We start from the raw sequence: 20884 nt of genomic DNA on the forward strand, positions 1-20884 counted from the left end.
TTTTAAGAATATTTTTATTGACTTATTCGTAAAAAGCGAATATAATACTTTCAAACATTCGAAAAATTATATCTCATTTGAGATTAAAAGTTTCAAAGGTTTGAAAAATAGTTCTTTAAATTTTCATTGTTAAGGTAAAAAGGGAGATCCTATGGACGATTTTGTTTGGTGGATAGTATTCGTACTATGCAGCTATGCGTTTTTGTTTGATGAATAGTTCTCCGCCAGAGGGCGGAGAAGAAGGCTATTTTTTGTCTTTATCGCCGGATGTCGCGGTATCAGTCTGGTTTTGGTCGCTTGACGTGATATTGTAGCCGCCACCTTCGGTCCAAGACTCGTTATTGATGCTTTCGCGATTATTTGCTTGCAATACGGCCGGCTTAATCTCTGCAACGGATTTAAAAGCCGGACGAGTATCATTGGTTAAATCGGTACTAACTTTGACGTCTTTTTGTTCTTCAGCCATATTTTCACCTCCTTTCATGGGATATATAGAAACGACTGCGAGAGAAAAAATAAAAAACAATGTAGCAAGAGATAGATATATAGCGCGTCTTAGCATTTTACCGGCTTTAGCCATGCTTTTTGCGGCGATGTCTAAAGCTTTTGTCGTGACGTCAAGCATAGCTATCAATCCATTGACGTGTTCATAATCGTCTTGATTGATATTGTCTCGAAAATAGTTATTATCAAGGTGCGCGGTGGGTCTATCGGCGCTTTCTTTAATAGCCATCAAGCAGACGATCGCCGTGCAGATAACGGTTAGCGAAATAAGAACTAAAAAATACGCTTGACATACATTAATTATTCTGTCAGGTTTTACGAAGTAAAAAACGGCACCCAAGGAACTAAACGATAGCCATAAAAACATCCTTATCAGGGTAAGCTGAAACGGGATTATCGAGGTAGTTATATTATCTAAGTCTTTGCGCTTGGCTTCAAGATTTAGTTTTAAATTTTTTTCGTAGTTTTCTATCTTTTTTGCGGCTAAATTCTTATCGCGAATGTCCAGATCGATCGCTGATTTTTCAGGGCACTTATCGTTTGCGGCTTTGGCGCGGCATTTTAAAAAACCAAACATCAAAAACTCCTTTTGCGGTTCTTATAGTTAATAAACATTATAGCGAGCAAGGACTTAAAATTTTTACTTTAACAATGAAAAAACAAGAAAGGAGCGCGAATGATAAAGCAGTATTTCAAAGATAACTGCATAAGCATAAGGCAGTGGGCAAAAAAACACGATCTCAGCGAGCGCACTACCTATATGGTAATAAACGGTCAGGTGCTAGGCGAGAAAAACCATGCGACTTCAAGAAAGGTGTTTGAGGCGCTTTTGTCCGAGGGCATAATCAAAGAACTTCCGAGCGCCCTAAAAAGCGAGCGAGAAGAGAGTAAGGCCAGCTAAATGATATACGTCGAAACTGCCGCGGCTGCTGAGATTTTTTGCGTCTCTTTGAGCGCTCTCAAAGAAGCTACCAGGCGTAATTCCGCTAAATACCCATTCATCCGCATAGAGGGCGCGGGCGCGAGAAGCCGCGGAGGCGTGAAGCTACTGTTTGCGGTGGAGATCGCCGGTGTCGATGCGGCGATAAATATCGGAAAAATAGATAAAGATATAGACGTATACTTGCCAGATAACGCACAAGAGTGCGGATATAGAGCCGTAAAATTTAGCGAATTTTCACGGGCGGATGAGGCCTTTAGGGTAAATTTGGGAAATAACGCATCCGTCCGTCCGTTAAAGTTCGTTAAAGGAGAAGAGTATGGAAGCGGGCGAGATAATAATGCTGCTATCGCTAACGATCTTGTTAGTAGGCGCGATAGGAGCCGTGGGGCTAGTGGTGCTCGGGATACTGGCGCAAGTCAAGGAAATGAGGAAGTAAACGCCGTTTATACGGTCTCTAACCTAGAGGAGTTAAAAAGTGGAAGTATTGGTTTGGATCATAGCGGCGACCTTGCTGCTGGGCGGAAAAATAAAAATCTCGACGCCGTCGCTAATCGTGATCTGCGCCACCATAGTTCTAGTGAAGATAATAGAGCGGCTCTAGCTCGCAAAGCCCTAGATAAGTCAGAAGTCCTAGGCTACGCCAAGCTATACGGCGTAAAGGCCGCGGCGCAGGCTTTCGGGGCAAAAGAAAAGAGCATATACCGCTGGCAAAAAGAGTTTGCCCAAAAAGGCGGCGAGGCCTTGGAAGATAAAAGAGGCGGGACGTCGAAAGCTAACGTAAAAATGATAAAGGACGCGATACTGTCCATCGGAACGGCGCAAAAGACTAGCTGGTGGATGGAATACTGCCGCAGATACGCGCTATCTAAGGGGCTATATTTTGATATGTTCGCGCCTCTTAGCGCCGATATTAGCCGCTCGACCTTTTTGCGCCACGCTTCAAATATAGCCAGCAAGGACTACGAGGTCAGGACCTTTTTACGCGCGGGCAGGGACGGACTAAACACAAACATATCCATAAAACGCAACTACCTCAAGGTAAACGAGGAGTGGCAAGTAGACGCTACTCCGTATGATTTCATGTGCCTTGACGAAAATGGCGAGCCTGTGCGCTATACGGCCGTGGGCATCATAGACGTAGGCGGCGAAATGCGCGTATACGACCTGTGCGACAGTCCTAACGGATATGCCAACGTGCGGCTTTTGAAAAAAGCGCTTAAAGAGATGGGGCGACCAGGATACATAAAAGGCGACCATGGAAAGGACTATGTGGGTAAGCACTTCCAAGGGGTGCTAAAGCGCCTTGGGGTGCAATACGCAAAAGCGCCTAAATTTACCGGCAAGGCAAAAGGAAAGATAGAAAGATGTCATAAGGAGATACAGGATTTCTTCGAGGGTTTACCGGGCTTTTTAGGCCATAACGTAGGCGATAGGGCGCTGAGGGAAAAGCAAGCCGAGGATAAGGCCGCGATGCTAAGCGGAGCTAAAACCAACATCAAAAACCTAATGACGCGCGATCAGATGCAAACGATGATGGATAGGTGGTGCGAGAGCTTCAAAGGAAGCGAAGAGATAGAGGAATTCAGCTTTGACGAAAGGGTTTTCGGAAGAAGCGAAGAAAAAATCTTGCAGGCCGAGGGATTTAGCATAAACGGGCTTAAATTTACCGACCTTGAAGTGTTTAGGCACGCAAAAATAGGCGATAGGCTCGAAACCATCGAAAATATAGACGACGCCAGCGTCTATCACGTCTATAAAGACGGAGAGTATATCTGCGACGTGGTGAATCAAGACGTAGCCAAAATGTCCGCCGAAGAGGTCAAGGCGGCGCAAAAAGAATACGAAAAGCGCGTTATCCGCCCGACCAAAGCGTATATCCGCTCGCTACAAAACGAGAAGGACGGATACTATAAGGCCGATGCCGAAAGAAGACTCAAAGAGGCAAGAAAAGGCAAGGCCGAGGTTATTAAAAAGGATGAAGCCAAGGTGGTGAGCAAGATAGAGCAAGAGGCCTCCGTAGGAAACAACGTCATCTACCTACCCGATCCCGCGGACGCGATCAAGAGCTTAGAGGGATAAAAAAATAAGATATTTGCGAACACTTGTTTTAAAAGGTCGATATATAGGGCTTTTGTGGCGGTGCAAGTGTTCGCATATGTGTTATTTTTAAATGCGAACACTAAAAATTTAAGGAGTTTTTATGGACTTAAAAACGCAGTTTGAAGAGTATCAAAGATCGGGCGGCAGCTTTAGAAAGCTCGCCGAGGTGCTGGGTATAAAAAATCATACCTACGTGACGCTTGCGATCAACGGATGGGGAGATTTTAAACTCTCAAGCGAGAGAAAGGCCGAGGTAGAGGAGAAGATAGCGGCGTTTTTTAATTCGAAGCAGCTCAAAATCAGTTCGAAATACGACGAAATTTGCGAGAAAGCCGACATCATCCCGTTTAACAACACGATAACCGTGATAGCTAGCGTAATAAAGGCCGTGCGCCAAAAGGCCCTGATGAAAATCACGGCCAAAAGCGGCACGGGCAAGACTACGGCGCTAAGAGCCGTATGCGCTGCTATGCCTCAAAGCGTGATGATAACCGCATACGACGGCATAAGCAAAAAAGAGATACTAGAGGAGCTAGCGGAAAGTATAGGCGCCAAACCCACCTCAAGATCGCAACAACACCTAATGAAAGCCATAAAAGAGCAGCTAAGCAAAGGCGGCAAGGTGATCGTGATAGACGAGGCGAATTTCTTAAGCGAAAAGAGCTTGGAGCAGATCCGCCACATACAAGAGTGCGCTCTATGTCCTATCGTGCTAGCGGGCACCGAGGCGCTGGATCTGCAAATAGCCCGCTCTCACGAGCAAGTAGAAACTAGGATCAGAAAGCCCGCTCACGCGCTAAGTAATTTCGGCGAAAACGAAGTGATAATGCTTTTTGAAAAAAGCGGAGTAATGATCTCAAACGAGGAAGCGGCTATGGTTTGGAAAAAGTGCAGAAACCTGCGCGAGGTCAAATATGCGCTAGATGACCTACTGGAGCTTTACGGCGGAGATACTAAAAAACTAAAGGACGTGCTATGAGAACGCAAACGACGCAAGCAAAAAGGCTGGAGGAGTTTATGAGTAGGATGAGGGAGAAGGGATTTGAAATGAGAATAAACGCTAAAGGCAACGTATGGGGCATCAGGCGCGGCAACGGCTACCAAGCCGCAAGAGACATGATAAGGGGCAAAAAGGCCTACTACTCGAGGGATTATTTTAGGCAGGTCGGCGCGCTGATCATGGAAAAAACCAGCCTAAGAGTCGTCGATACGGCGGCGTAAATTTGGTTTTACAGAGCTCTATTTTTAGGGCTCGATAAAGTCAAATTTGAAGAAAGGAGAATGAATGAAAGAGATTCAAAAGCGCGTCTATGTAGCTACGCCTTACGGCGCCCTAAAGTGCCAAGACGATATGAGAGATTATCTCGCTCAAAACATCGCAAGGCAGGAGTGTATAAAGATAATGCACGCAGGATACGAGCCCGTAAGCGCGGTGCTAGAGCTATCGGGTAAGCTTGACGAAAACACTCAAAGAGAGCTAGCCCTAGAACTTGGGCTAAAGATGCTTGAAGAGTGCGATCATATATACGTCTGCGATCATCCGGACGTAAAAGACTCCAAGGGCATAGCAGCAGAGCTTGAGTACGCCAAAAAGCTAGGCTTAAGCCAGCTAAAGCTTAATAAAAACGGCTCGGCCGAGCTGGTGCTTTGGATGTAAGGTGCTAATCGTAAGAAAAGCCAAGGCAAATTTGCCCGTTTGCACGATCTACGGATACGTTTGCAAGCTCAAATTTGCGATGAAATTTAGCATATTTGAAAGGAGTAAAAATGATGAAAGCCGTGTCGATGCTAGCGGGTATAAGCCTAGCGCTAAACGATACGAGTACATTAGGCGGAGCGCCGACGCTAACGCCGACCAAAACAAGAAGAAGCAAGGCGGCCTTTGCGAGGAGCCTCATAACAAACGGCTCAAAGCACAAAAGCCAAGAAATAAGAGCAAATAGAAGAAAAGCAAAAATAAGGAGCAAAAGATGGAAATAAAAACATTTACAGACGTAGACAGCGCGCTAAAGCGCATTTGCGAGCTTGAGGTGGCGCTTGCCGATATAAACGGCGAGATAACCCTAAAATGCAACGAGATAAAAGACTCAAGAAAGGCGCAAGTAGAAAAGCTCGATAACGAGAAAAAATATATCGAGAGTCAAATAACGGCGTTTTGCGAGGAAAACAAGGCTGAATTTGCAGAAAAGCGCAGCAAAGAATTTACCTTTGGAAAGATAGGCTACAAGCTAAGCAAAAGCGTGTCCTTGCCGCGCATAAAAGAGAAAGTAGAAAAGCTCATAAAGGCTCTAAAAAGCTATAAGCTCGAGGAGTGCATCACGTACGAAGAGACCATAAACAAAGACGCTATCGTGGAACTAGGAGACGCCGAGCTCGTTAAACTAGGTCTTAAGCGCGTCGTAAAGGATAACTTCCGCATAGAAACCAAGATAGAGAATTTGCAAAGCGCAAACGTCTAAATTTAAAGGGCTTTAAGCCCTTTAAAAAGCCTTTTAAACGATATTAAAGGCTTTTTAAAAGGTTTAAATTTAAGGAAAAACAATGGCTATTTTATTATCAGTAAAGCCCAAATTTGCAGACATGATACTCGACGGCACAAAACGAGTAGAATATAGAAAGGCGTTAGCGTCCGTCGCTAACGATAGGATATTTTTGTATGCCACGGCACCGATAAAAAAGGTAGTCGGCGAGGTAAAAGTAAAAAGAGCCGATAGATGCGAAAACAAAGAAGCGGTGTGGGCTTGCTATTTGGACTGCTCTGGAATTACCAAAGAAGAATTCGACGAATATTTTAAGGATAAAAAATATGCTTCTTGGTATTTTTTAGAAGAGCCGATCAGATACAAAAAACCTCAAAACATAAGATATTTCGGAGTAAAAACAGCTCCTAGAAATTTCGTATATCTAAAGGATACAAATGCCTGAACTGGCTCCCGGTATCGCAAAATACCAGCTCGTCCAAAGGCTAGCCAAATACGGCATAGAGGGGATCATCGATGCTAAGCTTTTAAAATGGGCAAAGATAAACGGTATAAATTTGCATTTCGTATTTTCCCACCCCGCCGCAAAGCAAATTTTCGAGCTAAACAAAGAAAACATCAAGGCCAAGCTAAGAGAGTTTTGGGCTGATAATCTTGTCGCGATCAAGGAAGCGGGCATAATCTTTCGCGAGATAGACTGCGAGGCGATCTACCGCCTGCCGCGCGATACTAAAGCCATGCAAGAAGAAAAGAAGCCATACGAGGAGCTAAGTAACGGTAGCTTTGAGAACCGCGCTAAAGATCCATCCATAAGGCTAGGCTTTGAGCGTATAAGAAAGCGTATCATCGCCGATCTAGAAAGCGGGAAAAGTGTATACGCGGGAGACGCGATATGAACCTCGCCACTCTCTTTTCAGGTATCGGCGCGCCCGAGTTTGCCGCTCGCGAAGTATTTGATAATGTAAAAACGATATTTGCCTGCGAGATAGATAAATTCGCACGTCAAAGCTACCAGGCCAATCACGACGCCCCGATAGTTTTTTATGAGGATGTTTGCGATCTTGACGCTAGAGCTTACGCCGGGCAAATAGATATTTTGATCGGCGGCAGTCCTTGTCAAGACTTTTCAATCGCAGGGCAACGCGCAGGCGAGGACGGCGAAAGAGGCAACCTGATATGGCAATTTTACCGCGTGGTTAGTGAAGCGCGCCCTAGCGTTTTTGTCTATGAAAATGTCAAAGGGTTTTTGTCAATCAACGGCGGCAAAAGCTATCAAAGATTTTTAGATGCTTTGCGCGGGCTAGGCTATCACTGCCACGCCGAAATTTTAAATACCAAAGACTACGGCATCCCACAAAATAGAGAACGGTTGTATATCGTGGGGTTTTTGAACGCAGACGAATATTACGCCTTTTCTTATGCGCCCGAGACGGGCTGCGGCAAATTATCGGACTATCTCGATCGAGATGTCAATGAAAAATATTTTCTTAGCGACAAGGCCCTTGCGTATTTCCAGAGCAAACATCCAAAATTTAACGGCAAATTTGAGACTAGAAGCGGAAATGAAGGTATCGCGACCACTATAACAACGAATCCAGGACACCGCAGGACGGACACTTTTATCAAGGTCGTCGGCGAGCTTGACGCAAAAGGAAACGAGAGCATAAGGCGCATATATGATACCTGCGGAATAGCTCCGACGCTGACTACCGCAACGGGCGGCGGACATACGCCAAAGATATTGCAAAAGGCAAGAGGTTTTAATCAAGGATACGAGTTGGAGACATGCCCTACGATAAGCTCGAGCGGCTTTGAGCGAAACAATCTTTTAAAAGCCGAGCGCATACGAAAACTTACTCCGCGCGAGTGCCTACGTTTACAAGGTTTCCCCGAAAACTTTAAGATCGTGACGAGCGATACGCAAACCTACAAACAAGCGGGCAACGCTATGAGCGTGAATGTTATAAAGATGGTATTTAGGCGGGTTCAAAAAGCCAAAGATAAACTATTTAAACTAGGGGCGTGAGATGAAATACCACAGATTCTACAAAACCGCGGCGCAAGCGCTTCGTAGCCTTGACGTCCACGTCGATGAAGCCGTGGAATACTACGGCGGCCGCGAAGTATTTAGATCTTTGGCACAATGCCGAAAAGCCGCGTGGCAGACCGAAGAAGCCGCTAGAGCCGATCTTTTGACCGAGTTGCTCAACGAAACCGACGAGCACAGATTTAGGCAAATTTTAGACGAGATAAGCGACGAGGAGTAAAAATGAGAGAGATTGAATATAGGGTTTGGGACAAAATCGAAGGAGAGATGTATATCGTAGAAGAGATAAATTTTACTTTTAAAACGGCAACGGTCATAAAGAGAAAAAACGAAAGGGCGCTTAGGGTATATTTTCATACTCGCGAAGTTAAGCTTATGCAATACATCGGCTCAAAAGATAGAAACGACGTAAAAATTTACGAGGACGACATCATCCGTCACCATAGCAACAAAGATAAAACCGACTACATAATCAAGTGGCACGACGCAAGCTTTGGTTTTATCGCAAGGCCAATAAAAGAAAAGCCTGGACGTCCGCACCTAAATCAAGCCACGATGCTTAGCTATGAAGTCGTCGGCAATATCTACAAAAACCCGGAACTTTTAAGAGGGGAGTAAAAATGACCAAAAACCAAGACGTCTATAGAAAACAGCTACTTTATAGGATACACACTAACTCCTTATACAAGGAAATCAAGCGCAATCACGCGTGGCAAGACTGGCTAGAGCTGAGATTTGGCGTCGAAAGCTCAAAGGATCTTAGTATCGGCGAGCTAAATTTGGCGCTTGATATACTGCTTGGCAACGTGCCCGATAGGCTTGATTTTAAACCCGATACCTTGGGGCGAAATTTGGTCGCAAATGCGCGCATAGACGCAAACAAATCAAGCAAAAAACAAAGCGGCGAGGCGGATAAAAAGATAAGCCGCAAGCAGTTTAATCTCATCGCGGCCAAGGCAGCAGAGCTAAACATGGACGAGTTTTCTTTGATGAAATTTATCGCTAAGCAAACGCGCGTACTCGTGCCTAAAATAGATCTTTTGCCAAAGATAAGGCAAGGGGACGCCACAAAGATAATCACCGGGCTTGAAAAGATAATTAAATTTAAGAAAGATAAAGAGGTTAAGCGGTGATCTGCCCTAAATGCGCCTTTGAAAAAACAAAGGTGATCAGCACCATAAAAAGCACCGTAAACGAGAGGTGGCGAAAGTGCCCGCAGTGCGGAGCCACGTTCGTGACGGTGGAGATAGTAAAAATAGACGACGACTTAAAAAAATACGTAAAAGAAATTTTAAAGGAAGACGATGAGCGATAATTACGGCGGGGCTGACACGCCCCGATGTGCTTTAGGTGGGTCGAGAGGGCTGTTACTCCCCGCTGCAAGGACGGATTTTATTCGTCCGCGGAGTAAAAATAGATTTGATTTTTTAAACGCTCCTAGTATCGACGAGCTTTGCGCTCTTGAAGATAGGCAAATTTTACTCCCCGGCTTTTTGCTAGAAAAAAGCATAAACATAGTTTGGGGTAGAAGCGGACTAGGCAAGACGTGGCTATGTTTCGCGCTAGCCAAGCACCTATCTAAAATGGGCTTTGAGAGCGTATACCTCGATGCCGATAACGGGGCCCAGCTCATAAAAGATAGAGGATACGACCGCGTCATAAGGGAGCTTGACGGGTCTATGACCTACGTAAACGCAGATCTTATGGACGATGCTAAAAGCGGGATGAGCGATATTTTTAAATCCATCGAGGATAACGCGGAAAAAGGCTACGATAAAGCCCTCTTTATCCTAGATAGCCTCTCGTTTTTTCTGGGTGAAGACGTATACGACGAGGCAAAGATTCATAAACTCATAACCTTTTGTAAGCGTATAAGAAGAGCCGGCGGCACGCTCATCGTGATAGCTCACGCCACCAAGGCCGGCGGCAACATAAGAGGCAGCAGCTCACTCATAAATAGCGTAGACGAAGTGTGGGAAGCTACGACTATGCCCTCAAAACAAGGCGAGCTAAATTTTATTCTAGAGCCTTATAAACGCCGTTTAAACGTCGAAAAATCAGCGTTTAATATCCGCTGCGTCGAATGCGCTTTAACGCAAACGGATCCCACAAGTCTAGAAATCTCTCAAAAAGAGCTAGATAGAGCTGAAAATATCAAAGAGATTTTATCGGGCGGCCCCCTTAATCAAAACAAAATTTATAAAACTCTTGGCATATCAAAAGGCGACCGCGCGACGCAAAGAACGCTAGAGAGGTTTTGCGGCATATACTGGGATAAATTTAGCGGCGCGGGCAATAGCGTGAACTATAAACTGATATAATAAGGAGAAACGATGAAAGGCTTTAGGATGGATAATTTAAAACATTTTGATATATGTATAGGGCTTATACTGGCGCATTTGGCAAAAAATTTTCCGACTAAAATCATATTGAGAGTAGACGAAATACTAGCCCTCAAGGATAAATCCTTTGAGAGCGTAGACGCCGAGTTCGTTTGCGAGTGCATAGAGTTCTTATACGATGAGGGTTTTATAGTTTATTACGAAAAACACGAGGCAAACGGCGGCCTATATTCTTTTGCTAGACTAAGCCTAAAGGGGCTTGTAGCCTTAAAGGCCGAACCTAAAACGCTAAAAGAGGGCGAAAGCATAGGCGACAAGCTTAAAGAGAGCCTTACTAGCATGAGTTTTGATGCGCTCGGCGACATCGCTTCGGGTCTTTTGGTAAATTGGGTTACCAAAGGGCTCATGTAAAAAACAAACCAAAATGCGAACACTTGTTTTAAAAACTCGAAATAAAGGGCTTTTGAAGCGGCGCAGGTGTTCGCAATCTTAAAATTTAAACCTGCGAACACCTATCTTTGAAACTCTTTTATGATTTCCTCTTTTAGATAATCATTGATATCTTTTGCGAGCCTAGGCTCTAAATTTCCGCTACCGTCCACGGGTAAAAAAGGACGAGCCGGGATATGGACGTTTCTATGCCTGCCGGCTCTGGCGGTGCCGAATTGATGCGTAAGCCCGTAAGCAAATCCGCCGCTTGAGCTATTGTTTGAGACCGTAACGCTCTTTGCGCTAGCTCTTACGACCCAATGCCCGGCAAGCGCCCCCGAAAGCACTAAAATTCTCCTACTGCCGCCCGCGCCAAATACGCTTAAAAAAGACTTCTTTTGCTTTTTTTCGTTTTTATAGTAGGCGTTTTGCCTGCCCCGTTTGACGTTTTTTATCCCGCCGCCCCCGAAATTTGCAAAGGCCGTAACCGACGATAACGGCTTCCATCTTTGCCCGAATGGACTCGTTTCGTTTTCAAAACTTTCCATTATGGAGTTTTTTATCATGCCGCCTATCGTGTTTAGCTTGCGCCGCATTCCCGCTTCATCCAGACTGGATTCTAGTGTTTTAAGCTTTCTTTGGATCTCTTCAAGGCCTTTTAATTCTACGGGCATCTTTATCCTTTTTTGTGGTATAATACGTCTAGAAATAGCCAAAGATGGCGTCAGTGAGTGTAGTACGAACGTGCCGCCCAAAAGGCGGAGCGGCTATCGCGGGTTCGACTCCCGCCTTTGGCTATTTTATCTTTATTATAGTTCCCTCTCTCAACTCTTTTTCAAACTCGCTTTTTAGTGTCTTGTCAAGTGTTATTACATAGTTGCTTTGCTTAAATTTATGGATTATCTTGCTGATTTCTATCGGGATCAAATTTATCTTGGTTTCGTCCTTGTCGTCGTCAAAAACGAATATTATATTTTTATGCTTTTCGCGAAGATCCGCGTAAGCCTTGGCTTCGTCATTTAGCACCGATACGATCTGCTTTATCTCCTCTACTCTAAAGGCGTGAGCATAGGCTTCTTTACGCTTAGGACTTGCGTGCGATAGGTGCTTTTTTGTTAATATTATGCCGCCGCTATTTACGTCCAGCCCTAAAATTTTACTTGCGGCATTTGCGATAGCTTCGCTCAAAAGCCCGACTTGCACCATATTTATGGGTGTTTTAGGATCGCCTTTGACGATGATTTGTTCTACGGCTTCATCAAGCCCGCTTTGCCATACGTATAGATTTCTTTTATGCTCGAGTTCGCCCAAAAAAGCCTTGGCATTTTCGTAGAAGTCCTCTGAAACGGCTTTGTCTTTTAGCTTTTCTACTTTGTCCGCAAATACCGCATCAAGATTATCCGTTTTGCCTACGTTATACGCCCAGTCCGGATGCGGCTCTACGCTCGGGATATTTTCGGTAACGCTCCAGCCTCTGCTTTTAAGCTCTTGCTTCGTGTAGGCTCTTGCTTTGCAGCGGCAGTTCCAAGCATTTGGCGGATAGTGCGTATCCCAAAACGGATGGTCTTTAGGCAAGACAACGCCGTGCAAGGCTCTATGCGAGGCTCTGGTTTTGCTATCGAGCACGGCAGTGTAGCGTAGAAACTCGGCGTCCGAGTTCATCGCCTCTTCGTATGCGCCCACGGCGTAAGCTACGCGCATATTGGTGTTATAGATATTTTTAAGCCTGCGAGATCCGACGTAAATTTGTTTGATTTCTCCGGTTTTGGGATCCTTGGCGTCTACGTTTCCAAGCCAGCCTTTTTTAGCGAGAGTGGGCAACAAACTTTTCTTCCACTCCTCAAACCCAAGTCCGTTTTCGGCCGCATACGCTAGGCTTTCTTGAACGTCTGAAAGTAAATCCAGCTTCGTGATCTTGGCTACGGTAAACGCCCTATGATGAGCGCCGTGCATGATCTCGTCGTAATCAAAATGCACTTCGGGGCGCTTTTGTCTGAGATATTCGACTACCTTTGCAGGCTCGGCATAAAAGTCAAATTTCACAACATGCCTTTTGACTTCGCGGTCCGGCAAAGCCGGCCCTTGCGATGAAGGGCTTCGCCCTTTCAAAACCCCTAAAGCCCTGCCTTGCGGCGGGTTCCCTTTTGTTCATTTTTAACTTAGCTTCGCGCCTGCTACTCACAACATCCCTTTTATATGCGCGTTTGCGATGATCTTCTCGAGCGTATCCTCGATAGCGTCAATATCCGCGCCGGGAAAAGCTTGCAGCATATTTTCATAAACTTCCTCGAAACTATCCGCGTTTTTAACGATATCCAAGATGGCTTTTTCTATCTGGGCCTCTTCGTCTTTGGTGTTTGCGCTAAAAGCCGCCTTATCTATCTCGTCAAGAAACAACCGCTTTTCTTTAGCGTTTTTTTCGAGTTTAAAATTTGAATTATTTACAGGCTCCGGCAGATCGAATTCTTTAGCCATATCTTTTGGGCTCATCTGGTAGCCCATAGGATGCAGGATGGATAGCACCTGCGCGCGCTGGAGTAGATCGCTATCCTTTTCTATCTGGATATTTAAATCGGCTTTTTTGCCGAACGTCTTATAAAAATTTTGCACTTCTCTGGCGGCAAATTTGACGTCGCCGGCGAGTATCTCTTTGCGGTTATAGTCGTGTACCTTGCTCATCGCAAAGCTGCCCGTCGAGCTAATGTTGGAGCTTAGCACGGAGCCGTTTATGACTTTCGCTATTTCGCCGTCGCAGTAGCGAACGAACTCCATAAAATCGGCCTGAGATCCGCGCCCCTCTAAAACCTTGACCGTATCGTTTGGTCCAAATACCCCGTATGAGCCGCTACGCAAGTTTTTAAATGCTTCGGCCATAAGCGAGATAACCTTTTCGTCTCCGCTGGCACTATTGCCGATAAGAGGCGGCACCCCTAAAAACTCGGTAAATTTAAGATACTGGCTTAGCACGTAGTGCTTGGCGTAGACTATCCATAAAACCTTTAGCAATACGGGCTTTGCCGTGATAGAGATATAAAAAGGGGGCTTAGCTACGACGTCCTTGCCTTTGACGTTTAGATGAGGCTTGTTTTCCTCAAATCGTATAAACTCCCGGTCCACTTTAGACACACCAAGCGACGCGTCGTCTTTTAAATATAACTCAATCAAGCTAAAACCGAAAACTCTAGCCTCGACGCTTGCTTTTATGAGCTCTTCTATGTTTTCATTCTCGTCTTCTCCCAGCGAGTGAGTAAAGAATTTGTTTGTGATAGACGATATTCTTTTTTCGCACTCGGCGCCCACGGAGCTATCTTTGTCTTCGATCAGGCTAAATACGGAAAACATCTCTTGCTGGTTTTTGGTTAGTAGCGCGGCTCTAATCTTGCCGCTTGAAAGCTCGCTATAGTTTTGAATATCGGTTTTTGAATAATCGCCTCTGGGCCGTAGCGACCCTAGCATATATTTTATCGCGTCCGTTTTTTTCACTTTATATCCTTTTCGTAAATTTGCGTTTTAAAACGTTTTTGCGCCTTTTTGGTAGTCTTACTCTACCTTAAACGGCTTTTGGCATTCTAAACGCTCTCTAACCGCCTTAAAATTGATTTTTATAAATCGGTTTCGGCTATGCTTTATCTATCGAGCAAATCCTTTAGAAACTTCTCCTTGTCTTTTTGCTTTTGAAGTATCGCATTAACCTTTTCGTAATCGAAATTCGGAACCTTTGCTATACGCCAAGCCATCTCAAGACTATCAAGCCCGTCGTCGTGAGCCGATTTTGGATACGTATCAAGCTCGTCTATAAAGATGAGCGAGTTTTTATCTATCAAAATTTGAGCGTTGTTTATCGGCGGAGTAAGGCTATCGATTCTTAGCTCTTTGGCTACCGAGTTTTTAAGCTCTACGATAGGCAGATAAATCCCTAGCTCGCGAGCTTTTTTATCAAGCATATCTTTGAAAAACTCTTGAAACTGGATCGTTTCTATGGCTATTTTTAGCGGGCGATTAAGCGCTAATATGCCTAGTGCCGCTTGAATTATTTTGTCTATCATAAGCTCTGGTTTTAGTTTGAGCATTTTTACGCTTGCGTAAAATTTGCCCGCCAAATACCCAAGCGTAGCAACCGAGAAATAATCACCCTTGCTTTTGCCAAGCGCCGGGTCTATGCCCATATAATACGCGTCGCAAACGGGCATAATATCAAAGGTTTCATAGCCACTAAAGCTCGTTTCTTCGCGGCTCAAAGGAGTGTTTTGGTATTCGGACATAAAGGCGGCTTTGGAGCTAATAAATTCATTCCAATACTTTGTCTTGCTTAGCGAGCTATCATCTAAAATAAACTCGCTCAAATCCGGCTTATCGGCGTCTATATTCGACGGAAACTCTCTAACCAAAGGATAGCTAAGCGTCTTAAAATCGCGCCTGGCTTCGATACGAAAAAGCAAGCTGTCGTAGTGTAAGGTAGTGCCTACGATGATGATATTATGAGTTTCGTCTCCCCTGGCGGGCAGCTTCATAATTGCCTTTTCAAACCAATTATAAAGCTTGTCGCGTTGAGCTTTGGTCTCTACGTTTTCGTCGTTCTCAAGGTCGTCGCCTATGATGAGATCGGGGCGAAATCCTCGCCAGTTTTCGCCTCTAATTTTCTTGCCCGATCCAAATACGCTAATCTTAAAAGGAGTATTTCCGCTATAAAAAACAATCTCCTCTTCCGTCCATTTATCGCCTTTTGCGATGCCGAAATCTTTTATAAAGAGCTCGTTTTCCTCAAATTCGTTTCTGATAAATTCAAGCGTCTTTTTGCTGAGCGTAATTGTGGCCGAGATGATGATGGCATTGCGTTTTTCTTGTTTAACCGCCGTTTTATAGATGGTATAAAGGCGCGATATTAAAGTAGTTTTTGCCGCGCCGCGGTAGGCCTTAAAGAGCAAATTTCTATTTTTGCGCGTTAGCTTGTCGGCGTTTTTGTAGAACTCTTTTCTAAAAAAGCTGGTTTCCGGAAAGCGCACGTGATGGCTAAAATAAATTTCTACCATCTGTAAAAAGCCGCTTTTGGCTCTACGTACGCGCTCTTCTTGTAAGGGGTCGCTTATACGTTTAAGCCCCTTCAGCTTTGCTCTTAAAGTTTCAACGTCGTTCATACCTTTTTACTCCGCAGCGGAGCCAAGCCCCGCTTTACGGGCGGAAGCGCAAGCGCTCCCTGCACCCACCTAAAGTTATATGTTTCGCTGCTCGCGAAACGATAATTAGCGTTTTTCATACCTTAAGCGTCCGTTGAAGTATAGCGTCGGCGTTTTGGGCTAAAAAGTCGGTTACGTGATCGTTTTTGCTTTTTTCGGCAAGGTCGGCTATTTCGCCGATCGCGTTTTGCACCGCCGATAAAATTTGAGCTTTTACGTCTGTTTTTAGGGGAGCTTTTAGGCGGTAGTACGCGCCGCTATACTCTTTGAGAATTTTTAGTCGTTTTTCGGGCTCCAACTCTTTGACCTCTTCAAAAGCGCGATCGAAGCTGTCTATAAGAGTGAGTATAAACTCTTCTTCGCTTTTTCTTATAGTCGCGACGTCTCTGCTTTTTGCTAGCGCTAAAGCGTCCCAGTCTACGCCCGCTGCCTTATCTTTGGCTTTTTTCTTATATATGGTTTGACGGGTCACGCCGTGGGTTTTAGCGATATCGGAAATCGAATAGCCCTTGATATACATATCTTTCATGTCAATATTTTTCATATATTTTTACTCCGCAGCGGAGCTAAGCCCCGCTTTATTTTACACCCATCGCTCGCATCGCTTACGCGATAAGCTTCGCTCATTCGCCTCCCGCACGGACGACGAGCAGTCGTCGTCCTCTGTCGGCGGTCGCTCACCCACCTAAAGTTATATGTTTCGCTGCTCGCGAAACGACAATTAATGTTTTTCATATAAACCAGCTCGTCTTTCGATCTAAATTTCTGCCCCCAATTTTATTTCGTAAAAAAATAAATTTCACTCTATATACCGCATATATAGAGTGAAATTATTTTTAAAAACCCATAAAATTAGCGCAAACGAAAGCAAAGCCGGTGCTTTGACAAAATCGGGAACCCGCGAAGCAGGGCTTTAGGGGTTTGCAAAGGGTGTCAGCCCTTGCCCGCAAAGGCGGACTTTGTTCGCCTGCGGAGTTATAAAAAGAAAGAAGGAGATATCGGTGGACGGCGTAAGAAGCAAAAACCTACTATCGCTAAATTATAAAGAAAACGAGCTCGTAAAGGTCTCGCCCGTCGGAGAGATAACGGGTCTTGACGGACGCGTATTTATGATCGACGGCGCCGCGCTACTAAAACGAATATCGTCAAACGGACTTCATATCCCGCTTGATGAAAACCACAGCTTCGGCGGCGCGCTTGGATGGTTTGACAAAGACAGTTTCGAGCTAAGAGACGACGGGATTTACGCAAAGCTAGAGCTAAATAAAAACGGAGCGGCCCTGGTAGGCGATAAAGTTTATAGGTATTTAAGCTCGGTCTACGATACCGACGGCAGATACGTAACGGGCCTTGATAGCGTCGGTCTCGTCAATAGGCCGAACATACTAAATAATACAATCAACTCAAAAGGAGAGAACATGAACGAACTCGAGGAGCTAAAAGCAAAATTTGAGGCCTTGCAAAAAGAGCTTGAAACGAGCAAAGCCGCAAACGAAACGCTAAAAGCGGAGCTTGCGGAAGCTAAAAAGCCCGCCGAGCAACCAAAGCAAGAAGAAAGTAAAGCAGGAAGCGAGGAAGCAAATAACGTCTCAAAGCAAATCGCCGAACTAGGCGCGAAAATAGCCAAGATGGAAGAAAATTTTAAAGGAATTTTTGGAAAGTCCGAGCTGGAGAAAAACGCAAAAGCGAACGCTTTAACGGATGAGCAAAGCAAGATAGCGCGGATGCTTGGACTTAGCGACGAAGAATATAAAGGAGGAATGAACTAATGGCGCACTTTGAGGAAACGGCGATCGGCTTTAAGGCGACTTTTCAAAAAACGTTTAACAATACCAAAAGCGATGCGGACGTACTATCTATGCGTATAGAGAGCACTGATTTAAGCGAGAAGTACGTATGGCTGGGCAACTTCCCTATGATGAAAGAGTGGGTCGGAGATAGGGATGTTAAGAAATTTAAGGACTACGGATACGCTTTAGAAAACGTGCCTTACGAGGCTACGGTAGAAGTGCCGGTTAACCACCTCGAATACGATAAGGTGGGAGTGTACAAGCCCGCGATCGAACAAATGGCATTTAACGCCAAAAAATTCGGCGCCGCTTTGACTGCAAAAATTTTGCTTAACGGCGAGGATACGACTAAGGGCAAATGCTACGACGGCAAGCCGTTTTTTAGTAACGCTCACGCCATGGGAACAAACACATACGCAAACGTAGGCACCGGAGCATTAACGCCGGACAACCTAATTGCGGCAGACGCACTGATGATGAGCATAAAAGGCGATAACGATCAAGCGCTGGGGGTAACTCCTACCCATCTAATCTGCGGCCCCAAAAATAAAAAACAAGCTATACAGGCAGTTAAAAAAGAGTATTTAGCCGGAGGGGAGAGTAATCCGACGTACCAAAGCTATGAGCTTTTGGTGTTGCCTGAAATAACAGATACCAGCTGGTATCTGATGGATCTTGGAAAACCTGTCAAACCTTTCGTACTGCAAGTGGCTAAAGACGGAGTATTTGAGTCGAGCAACGACTATAAATTTATGAAAGATAAGGCGCTGTTTGGCTGCAAAAGCTTTATGAACGCCGGATACGCGTTGTGGCAGCTTGCATACAAGAGCAGCGGCGTTTGATAGATGCCGCTCTCAAGCCGAACAACGACTAAAAAATAAGGAGGAATCATATTCATGGCGCACTATTGCATAGACGATTTTAGAGAGGTTAGCGATGGAGATGATAGAGAAGCTACTGCAAAGAGCGAGGCAGAGCCTATACAACCAGGAGGAGATCAGCCGGCAGCTTTGCCAAACGGCGATGAACGAAGCCAGGCAGATAACGAGCAACAAGGAGATACCGGAGGCGATGCTGCTAGATCTAGCGATGTTTCGCCTGAAACTACACCTGAAGACGGCGGAGATAGCGGATTGGGAGGTAGCTCTGGCGAAGGAGGCGATCAGGCTGGCGCAAAGCCTAAAAAGTGAGGACGGTAAGCTAGGCGTTTGTGCGCACGGGCAAAGAACGTCCGAGTTTGACGACCCGGGCGAAAAGATATGGCTTAAATTTGGAGAATAAGAGATGAGGCTAAGAGAAGCGATAGAAAAAATCAAAGAGATATTTCCTAAAGCTATTTGCATAAACGGCATAGAAACCATTAAGCAAAACGGTCTTTACCTGGTATTTGACGGTTGCGAGGCCATGTCGCCCGCGATAGACTTAGCCAAATTTGCTCTCGTGCTGGCGGCAAATTCGCTCGATAGCGATAATTTTGCGGCGCTAAGAGAGCTTGAGCAAATCAGAACCGAGCTTTTTCGCTTCGGCGCTAAATACGGCAAAAACTACTATAAACAAACAAAAGCCGCAAAATTTGAAGGTAGCACCTTGTATCTATATGCGGTAATTTTTGAGATAGAAATCAACGTCGTAGAAATAGATTAAATTAAAAAAGGAGAACAAAAATGGCAAATGAAAAAATAGCAAGACTAGCCACTGCAACAGTGAGCTTCGTCCCGCAAGGAAAAACAGAGGCGACCGTGCTTGGGTATCAACAAAGTGTGAGCCTAAACCGCACAGTTGAGAAAAAAGAGCTGCTTTCAAACGATGAGAGTTTGGGCGAAAGTGTCATGGAGCTTGAAACAAAGGCTGAATACACGTTCAGCACTGAGATCGGCGACATCAGCATACCAAATTTGGCACTTTGCTTTAAGGGTCTAGTCGAAAGTGAGACGTATGCGGCAGGCGGTAAATTTTTCACTGGCAAGACCATAAAAGCAGATACCGAGCAAATCAAGATCGGTGACCCGGTGCTCAAAGATACAAAAATATACATCGCCACCGAAAACATGGCAGCAGGTAGCTTTACAGTGGATAAATGCGCTCCGCGCAACTACCCTGTAAAATTTAAAAAGATCGTGCCGCAAAAACTATCAAATTCTTTGGGAAAGATCATTGTCGATGGTAAAAACCTTGCAATCGGCAAAGCTCAAATTTTAACAATCCCGCTTGTTAATCTTAGCTTCGAGGGCGATCTGACGGTTAGCGGCTCAGACTTTGCAAAACTATCACTCAAAGGCAAAATATTGCGTGCTGCGGGCGAAGAGCTATTTACATTTATGGACGAAGAATAAGGAGACAATAATGAAGACTAAATTTCCATTTGAAATCAACATCGATGAGGCTAAATTTAAGCTTGAATATAGAGAGCTAAAAAAGAGCGAAGCTCGCGCTCTAAATGATGAGCTTGGCGGGCTAAAAGACACAGTGGAGACTATCAAAAACCTAGAACGCGAGATAGCACTTCTCGAAGAAGCCAAAGAGATCAAAAAAGAGGTCGCTTCATGCCTAGAAGGCAAGGCGAAAGCAAATGCACTCCAAGATGTGCTTGGTATCATCGATGAAATTTCGACCAAACAAAAAGAGATCAAGGAAGCAGATAAATTCAAGATCGATGTCGATGAGACTGCAAAGAAGAGATTTGATCTCACGCTAAGCGGTGAAGATGTGGAGGCTTTCAAGGCTGAGATCGAAGAAAAAGGTCTCAGCTACATCGATGTGATGCGTGCCATAGATACCGTGATCGAAAAGGAACGCTCAAAAAAGTAGAGCGCATCCTTGCTTGCGTGCAATCTCAAATGAGCCCAGATGAATTTGGGCTTGATTTTTATGAGACGCTCATATTGCGGGGACTAGGTATCGCTCTAGTCGTGAGGCAGGGGCTAAACGGGGCAGTCTTTGAGTGCGATAGCCTCGTGCTACAAACCTTTTGCAAACGCTTCAAGATAGATTTTTTATGGATGTTTGAAGTTTCAAAAAGATATGTGGCGATCATGAGCAAGCAAGATTAAATTTTAATGGCAGATTAGGTAACAG

Annotated in this window: 29 protein-coding genes and 1 tRNA gene; 24 read left to right on the forward strand and 6 right to left on the reverse strand. The window is 44.9% G+C overall.

The genetic code is table 11. From position 1 onward, the window contains the following. Positions 1–244 precede the first annotated feature (244 nt). Positions 245–1081, reverse strand: a complete 837-nt coding sequence (locus CSUNSWCD_RS07310) for a hypothetical protein (RefSeq protein ID WP_009495244.1) — start codon at positions 1079–1081, stop codon at positions 245–247. Between the two features lie 99 nt (positions 1082–1180). On the opposite strand from CSUNSWCD_RS07310, the gene CSUNSWCD_RS07315 reads away from it, so the two are divergent. From CSUNSWCD_RS07315 to CSUNSWCD_RS07390, 16 genes are all read left to right on the forward strand, one after another. After that, positions 1181–1405: a helix-turn-helix domain-containing protein gene (locus tag CSUNSWCD_RS07315; protein ID WP_009495245.1), complete on the forward strand. Its 225-nt coding sequence runs from the start codon at positions 1181–1183 to the stop codon at positions 1403–1405. Then, entirely contained in the window at positions 1406–3526 is a 2121-nt protein-coding gene (locus CSUNSWCD_RS07320; RefSeq protein WP_009495246.1) for a helix-turn-helix domain-containing protein, read from the forward strand. 121 nt (positions 3527–3647) lie between these two features. Next, entirely contained in the window at positions 3648–4526 is an 879-nt protein-coding gene (locus tag CSUNSWCD_RS07325) for an AAA family ATPase (protein ID WP_009495247.1), read from the forward strand. Then, positions 4523–4768 carry a hypothetical protein gene (locus tag CSUNSWCD_RS07330; protein ID WP_009495248.1) on the forward strand — a complete coding sequence of 82 codons (246 nt, stop codon included), beginning with the start codon at positions 4523–4525 and terminating at the stop codon, positions 4766–4768. The genes CSUNSWCD_RS07325 and CSUNSWCD_RS07330 overlap by 4 nt, the downstream gene beginning before the upstream one ends. Positions 4769–4832: 64 nt before the next feature. Next, positions 4833–5204 carry a DUF1937 family protein gene (locus tag CSUNSWCD_RS07335; protein WP_009495249.1) on the forward strand — a complete coding sequence of 124 codons (372 nt, stop codon included), beginning with the start codon at positions 4833–4835 and terminating at the stop codon, positions 5202–5204. Between the two features lie 110 nt (positions 5205–5314). Continuing rightward, positions 5315–5527, forward strand: coding sequence for a hypothetical protein (locus tag CSUNSWCD_RS07340; RefSeq protein ID WP_034964585.1), 213 nt, complete (start codon positions 5315–5317; stop codon positions 5525–5527). Beyond that, on the forward strand, positions 5518–6006 hold the full coding sequence (locus CSUNSWCD_RS07345; RefSeq protein ID WP_009495251.1) for a host-nuclease inhibitor Gam family protein: 489 nt from the start codon (positions 5518–5520) through the stop codon (positions 6004–6006). The genes CSUNSWCD_RS07340 and CSUNSWCD_RS07345 overlap by 10 nt, the downstream gene beginning before the upstream one ends. Before the next feature lie 82 nt (positions 6007–6088). Then, on the forward strand, positions 6089–6472 hold the full coding sequence (locus CSUNSWCD_RS07350; protein ID WP_009495252.1) for an ASCH domain-containing protein: 384 nt from the start codon (positions 6089–6091) through the stop codon (positions 6470–6472). Next, the gene (locus CSUNSWCD_RS07355) at positions 6465–6923 is read left to right on the forward strand and encodes a hypothetical protein (protein ID WP_009495253.1); all 459 of its coding nucleotides are present in this window, start codon (positions 6465–6467) and stop codon (positions 6921–6923) included. The genes CSUNSWCD_RS07350 and CSUNSWCD_RS07355 overlap by 8 nt, the downstream gene beginning before the upstream one ends. Beyond that, positions 6920–8053, forward strand: a complete 1134-nt coding sequence (locus CSUNSWCD_RS07360) for a DNA cytosine methyltransferase (RefSeq protein WP_009495254.1) — start codon at positions 6920–6922, stop codon at positions 8051–8053. Before CSUNSWCD_RS07355 ends, CSUNSWCD_RS07360 begins: the two co-directional genes overlap by 4 nt. Before the next feature lies 1 nt (position 8054). After that, positions 8055–8294: a hypothetical protein gene (locus CSUNSWCD_RS07365; protein WP_009495255.1), complete on the forward strand. Its 240-nt coding sequence runs from the start codon at positions 8055–8057 to the stop codon at positions 8292–8294. A gap of 2 nt (positions 8295–8296) precedes the next feature. Then, positions 8297–8692 carry a YopX family protein gene (locus CSUNSWCD_RS07370; RefSeq protein WP_009495256.1) on the forward strand — a complete coding sequence of 132 codons (396 nt, stop codon included), beginning with the start codon at positions 8297–8299 and terminating at the stop codon, positions 8690–8692. Positions 8693–8694: 2 nt separating this feature from the next. Next, positions 8695–9207: a hypothetical protein gene (locus CSUNSWCD_RS07375; RefSeq protein WP_009495257.1), complete on the forward strand. Its 513-nt coding sequence runs from the start codon at positions 8695–8697 to the stop codon at positions 9205–9207. Further along, the gene (locus CSUNSWCD_RS07380; RefSeq protein ID WP_009495258.1) at positions 9204–9389 is read left to right on the forward strand and encodes an NrdR family transcriptional regulator; all 186 of its coding nucleotides are present in this window, start codon (positions 9204–9206) and stop codon (positions 9387–9389) included. Before CSUNSWCD_RS07375 ends, CSUNSWCD_RS07380 begins: the two co-directional genes overlap by 4 nt. Continuing rightward, positions 9379–10395: an AAA family ATPase gene (locus CSUNSWCD_RS07385; RefSeq protein ID WP_208853717.1), complete on the forward strand. Its 1017-nt coding sequence runs from the start codon at positions 9379–9381 to the stop codon at positions 10393–10395. Before CSUNSWCD_RS07380 ends, CSUNSWCD_RS07385 begins: the two co-directional genes overlap by 11 nt. A 12-nt stretch (positions 10396–10407) precedes the next feature. Beyond that, positions 10408–10827, forward strand: a complete 420-nt coding sequence (locus tag CSUNSWCD_RS07390; protein WP_009495260.1) for a hypothetical protein — start codon at positions 10408–10410, stop codon at positions 10825–10827. Positions 10828–10928: 101 nt separating this feature from the next. Here CSUNSWCD_RS07390 and CSUNSWCD_RS07395 read toward each other — a convergent pair whose 3' ends face one another. Further along, on the reverse strand, positions 10929–11519 hold the full coding sequence (locus CSUNSWCD_RS07395; protein ID WP_009495261.1) for a phage virion morphogenesis family protein: 591 nt from the start codon (positions 11517–11519) through the stop codon (positions 10929–10931). A 37-nt stretch (positions 11520–11556) separates the two neighbouring features. Here CSUNSWCD_RS07395 and CSUNSWCD_RS11305 point away from each other — a divergent pair. Then, positions 11557–11642: transfer RNA gene (locus tag CSUNSWCD_RS11305), tRNA-Phe, on the forward strand. Here the strand turns inward: CSUNSWCD_RS11305 and CSUNSWCD_RS07400 are convergent. The 4 genes from CSUNSWCD_RS07400 to CSUNSWCD_RS07415 form a co-directional block, all read right to left on the reverse strand. Continuing rightward, positions 11641–12888: a phage head morphogenesis protein gene (locus CSUNSWCD_RS07400; protein ID WP_009495262.1), complete on the reverse strand. Its 1248-nt coding sequence runs from the start codon at positions 12886–12888 to the stop codon at positions 11641–11643. The genes CSUNSWCD_RS11305 and CSUNSWCD_RS07400 overlap by 2 nt on opposite strands. Positions 12889–13023: 135 nt before the next feature. After that, entirely contained in the window at positions 13024–14328 is a 1305-nt protein-coding gene (locus CSUNSWCD_RS07405) for a phage portal protein family protein (protein ID WP_009495264.1), read from the reverse strand. A 143-nt stretch (positions 14329–14471) separates the two neighbouring features. Next, positions 14472–15980 (reverse strand): phage terminase large subunit, encoded by a 1509-nt coding sequence (terL, locus tag CSUNSWCD_RS07410; protein ID WP_009495265.1) that lies wholly within the window; start codon positions 15978–15980, stop codon positions 14472–14474. A gap of 115 nt (positions 15981–16095) precedes the next feature. Continuing rightward, a complete protein-coding gene (locus CSUNSWCD_RS07415) occupies positions 16096–16563 on the reverse strand; it encodes a DUF1804 family protein (RefSeq protein WP_009495266.1) in 468 nt (155 codons plus the stop codon). A gap of 457 nt (positions 16564–17020) precedes the next feature. Between CSUNSWCD_RS07415 and CSUNSWCD_RS07420 the strand changes: the two genes are divergently transcribed. From CSUNSWCD_RS07420 to CSUNSWCD_RS07450, 7 genes are all read left to right on the forward strand, one after another. Beyond that, on the forward strand, positions 17021–17788 hold the full coding sequence (locus CSUNSWCD_RS07420) for a phage protease (RefSeq protein WP_009495267.1): 768 nt from the start codon (positions 17021–17023) through the stop codon (positions 17786–17788). Further along, entirely contained in the window at positions 17788–18651 is an 864-nt protein-coding gene (locus tag CSUNSWCD_RS07425) for a Mu-like prophage major head subunit gpT family protein (protein WP_009495268.1), read from the forward strand. The genes CSUNSWCD_RS07420 and CSUNSWCD_RS07425 overlap by 1 nt, the downstream gene beginning before the upstream one ends. A gap of 100 nt (positions 18652–18751) precedes the next feature. Beyond that, complete coding sequence (locus CSUNSWCD_RS07430) at positions 18752–19090, forward strand: hypothetical protein (RefSeq protein WP_100223850.1); 339 nt, start codon at positions 18752–18754, stop codon at positions 19088–19090. Positions 19091–19093: 3 nt separating this feature from the next. Then, positions 19094–19453 carry a hypothetical protein gene (locus tag CSUNSWCD_RS07435; protein ID WP_009495270.1) on the forward strand — a complete coding sequence of 120 codons (360 nt, stop codon included), beginning with the start codon at positions 19094–19096 and terminating at the stop codon, positions 19451–19453. A gap of 20 nt (positions 19454–19473) precedes the next feature. Beyond that, entirely contained in the window at positions 19474–20142 is a 669-nt protein-coding gene (locus CSUNSWCD_RS07440; protein WP_009495271.1) for a hypothetical protein, read from the forward strand. A 10-nt stretch (positions 20143–20152) separates the two neighbouring features. Continuing rightward, a complete protein-coding gene (locus tag CSUNSWCD_RS07445; RefSeq protein WP_009495273.1) occupies positions 20153–20617 on the forward strand; it encodes a hypothetical protein in 465 nt (154 codons plus the stop codon). A gap of 29 nt (positions 20618–20646) precedes the next feature. After that, positions 20647–20859 (forward strand): hypothetical protein, encoded by a 213-nt coding sequence (locus CSUNSWCD_RS07450; protein ID WP_009495274.1) that lies wholly within the window; start codon positions 20647–20649, stop codon positions 20857–20859. Positions 20860–20884 lie beyond the last annotated feature (25 nt).

This window comes from Campylobacter showae CSUNSWCD, assembly GCF_000313615.1.
GTDB classification, from domain to species: Bacteria; Campylobacterota; Campylobacteria; order Campylobacterales; family Campylobacteraceae; genus Campylobacter_A; species Campylobacter_A showae_A.

Coding starts and splice junctions, on each gene's coding strand:
- CSUNSWCD_RS07340 (WP_034964585.1), top strand. CDS start 5,315: ATGATGAAAGCCGTGTCGATGCTAGCGGGTATAAGCCTAGCGCTAAAC.
- CSUNSWCD_RS07345 (WP_009495251.1), top strand. CDS start 5,518: ATGGAAATAAAAACATTTACAGACGTAGACAGCGCGCTAAAGCGCATT.
- CSUNSWCD_RS07375 (WP_009495257.1), top strand. CDS start 8,695: ATGACCAAAAACCAAGACGTCTATAGAAAACAGCTACTTTATAGGATA.
- CSUNSWCD_RS07325 (WP_009495247.1), top strand. CDS start 3,648: ATGGACTTAAAAACGCAGTTTGAAGAGTATCAAAGATCGGGCGGCAGC.
- CSUNSWCD_RS07360 (WP_009495254.1), top strand. CDS start 6,920: ATGAACCTCGCCACTCTCTTTTCAGGTATCGGCGCGCCCGAGTTTGCC.
- CSUNSWCD_RS07440 (WP_009495271.1), top strand. CDS start 19,474: ATGGCAAATGAAAAAATAGCAAGACTAGCCACTGCAACAGTGAGCTTC.
- CSUNSWCD_RS07385 (WP_208853717.1), top strand. CDS start 9,379: ATGAGCGATAATTACGGCGGGGCTGACACGCCCCGATGTGCTTTAGGT.
- CSUNSWCD_RS07320 (WP_009495246.1), top strand. CDS start 1,406: ATGATATACGTCGAAACTGCCGCGGCTGCTGAGATTTTTTGCGTCTCT.
- CSUNSWCD_RS07365 (WP_009495255.1), top strand. CDS start 8,055: ATGAAATACCACAGATTCTACAAAACCGCGGCGCAAGCGCTTCGTAGC.
- CSUNSWCD_RS07350 (WP_009495252.1), top strand. CDS start 6,089: ATGGCTATTTTATTATCAGTAAAGCCCAAATTTGCAGACATGATACTC.
- CSUNSWCD_RS07330 (WP_009495248.1), top strand. CDS start 4,523: ATGAGAACGCAAACGACGCAAGCAAAAAGGCTGGAGGAGTTTATGAGT.
- CSUNSWCD_RS07450 (WP_009495274.1), top strand. CDS start 20,647: ATGAGCCCAGATGAATTTGGGCTTGATTTTTATGAGACGCTCATATTG.
- CSUNSWCD_RS07335 (WP_009495249.1), top strand. CDS start 4,833: ATGAAAGAGATTCAAAAGCGCGTCTATGTAGCTACGCCTTACGGCGCC.
- CSUNSWCD_RS07395 (WP_009495261.1), bottom strand. CDS start 11,519: ATGCCCGTAGAATTAAAAGGCCTTGAAGAGATCCAAAGAAAGCTTAAA.
- CSUNSWCD_RS07430 (WP_100223850.1), top strand. CDS start 18,752: ATGATAGAGAAGCTACTGCAAAGAGCGAGGCAGAGCCTATACAACCAG.
- CSUNSWCD_RS07370 (WP_009495256.1), top strand. CDS start 8,297: ATGAGAGAGATTGAATATAGGGTTTGGGACAAAATCGAAGGAGAGATG.
- CSUNSWCD_RS07435 (WP_009495270.1), top strand. CDS start 19,094: ATGAGGCTAAGAGAAGCGATAGAAAAAATCAAAGAGATATTTCCTAAA.
- CSUNSWCD_RS07415 (WP_009495266.1), bottom strand. CDS start 16,563: ATGAAAAATATTGACATGAAAGATATGTATATCAAGGGCTATTCGATT.
- terL (WP_009495265.1), bottom strand. CDS start 15,980: ATGAACGACGTTGAAACTTTAAGAGCAAAGCTGAAGGGGCTTAAACGT.
- CSUNSWCD_RS07425 (WP_009495268.1), top strand. CDS start 17,788: ATGGCGCACTTTGAGGAAACGGCGATCGGCTTTAAGGCGACTTTTCAA.
- CSUNSWCD_RS07445 (WP_009495273.1), top strand. CDS start 20,153: ATGAAGACTAAATTTCCATTTGAAATCAACATCGATGAGGCTAAATTT.
- CSUNSWCD_RS07310 (WP_009495244.1), bottom strand. CDS start 1,081: ATGTTTGGTTTTTTAAAATGCCGCGCCAAAGCCGCAAACGATAAGTGC.
- CSUNSWCD_RS07355 (WP_009495253.1), top strand. CDS start 6,465: ATGCCTGAACTGGCTCCCGGTATCGCAAAATACCAGCTCGTCCAAAGG.
- CSUNSWCD_RS07390 (WP_009495260.1), top strand. CDS start 10,408: ATGAAAGGCTTTAGGATGGATAATTTAAAACATTTTGATATATGTATA.
- CSUNSWCD_RS07315 (WP_009495245.1), top strand. CDS start 1,181: ATGATAAAGCAGTATTTCAAAGATAACTGCATAAGCATAAGGCAGTGG.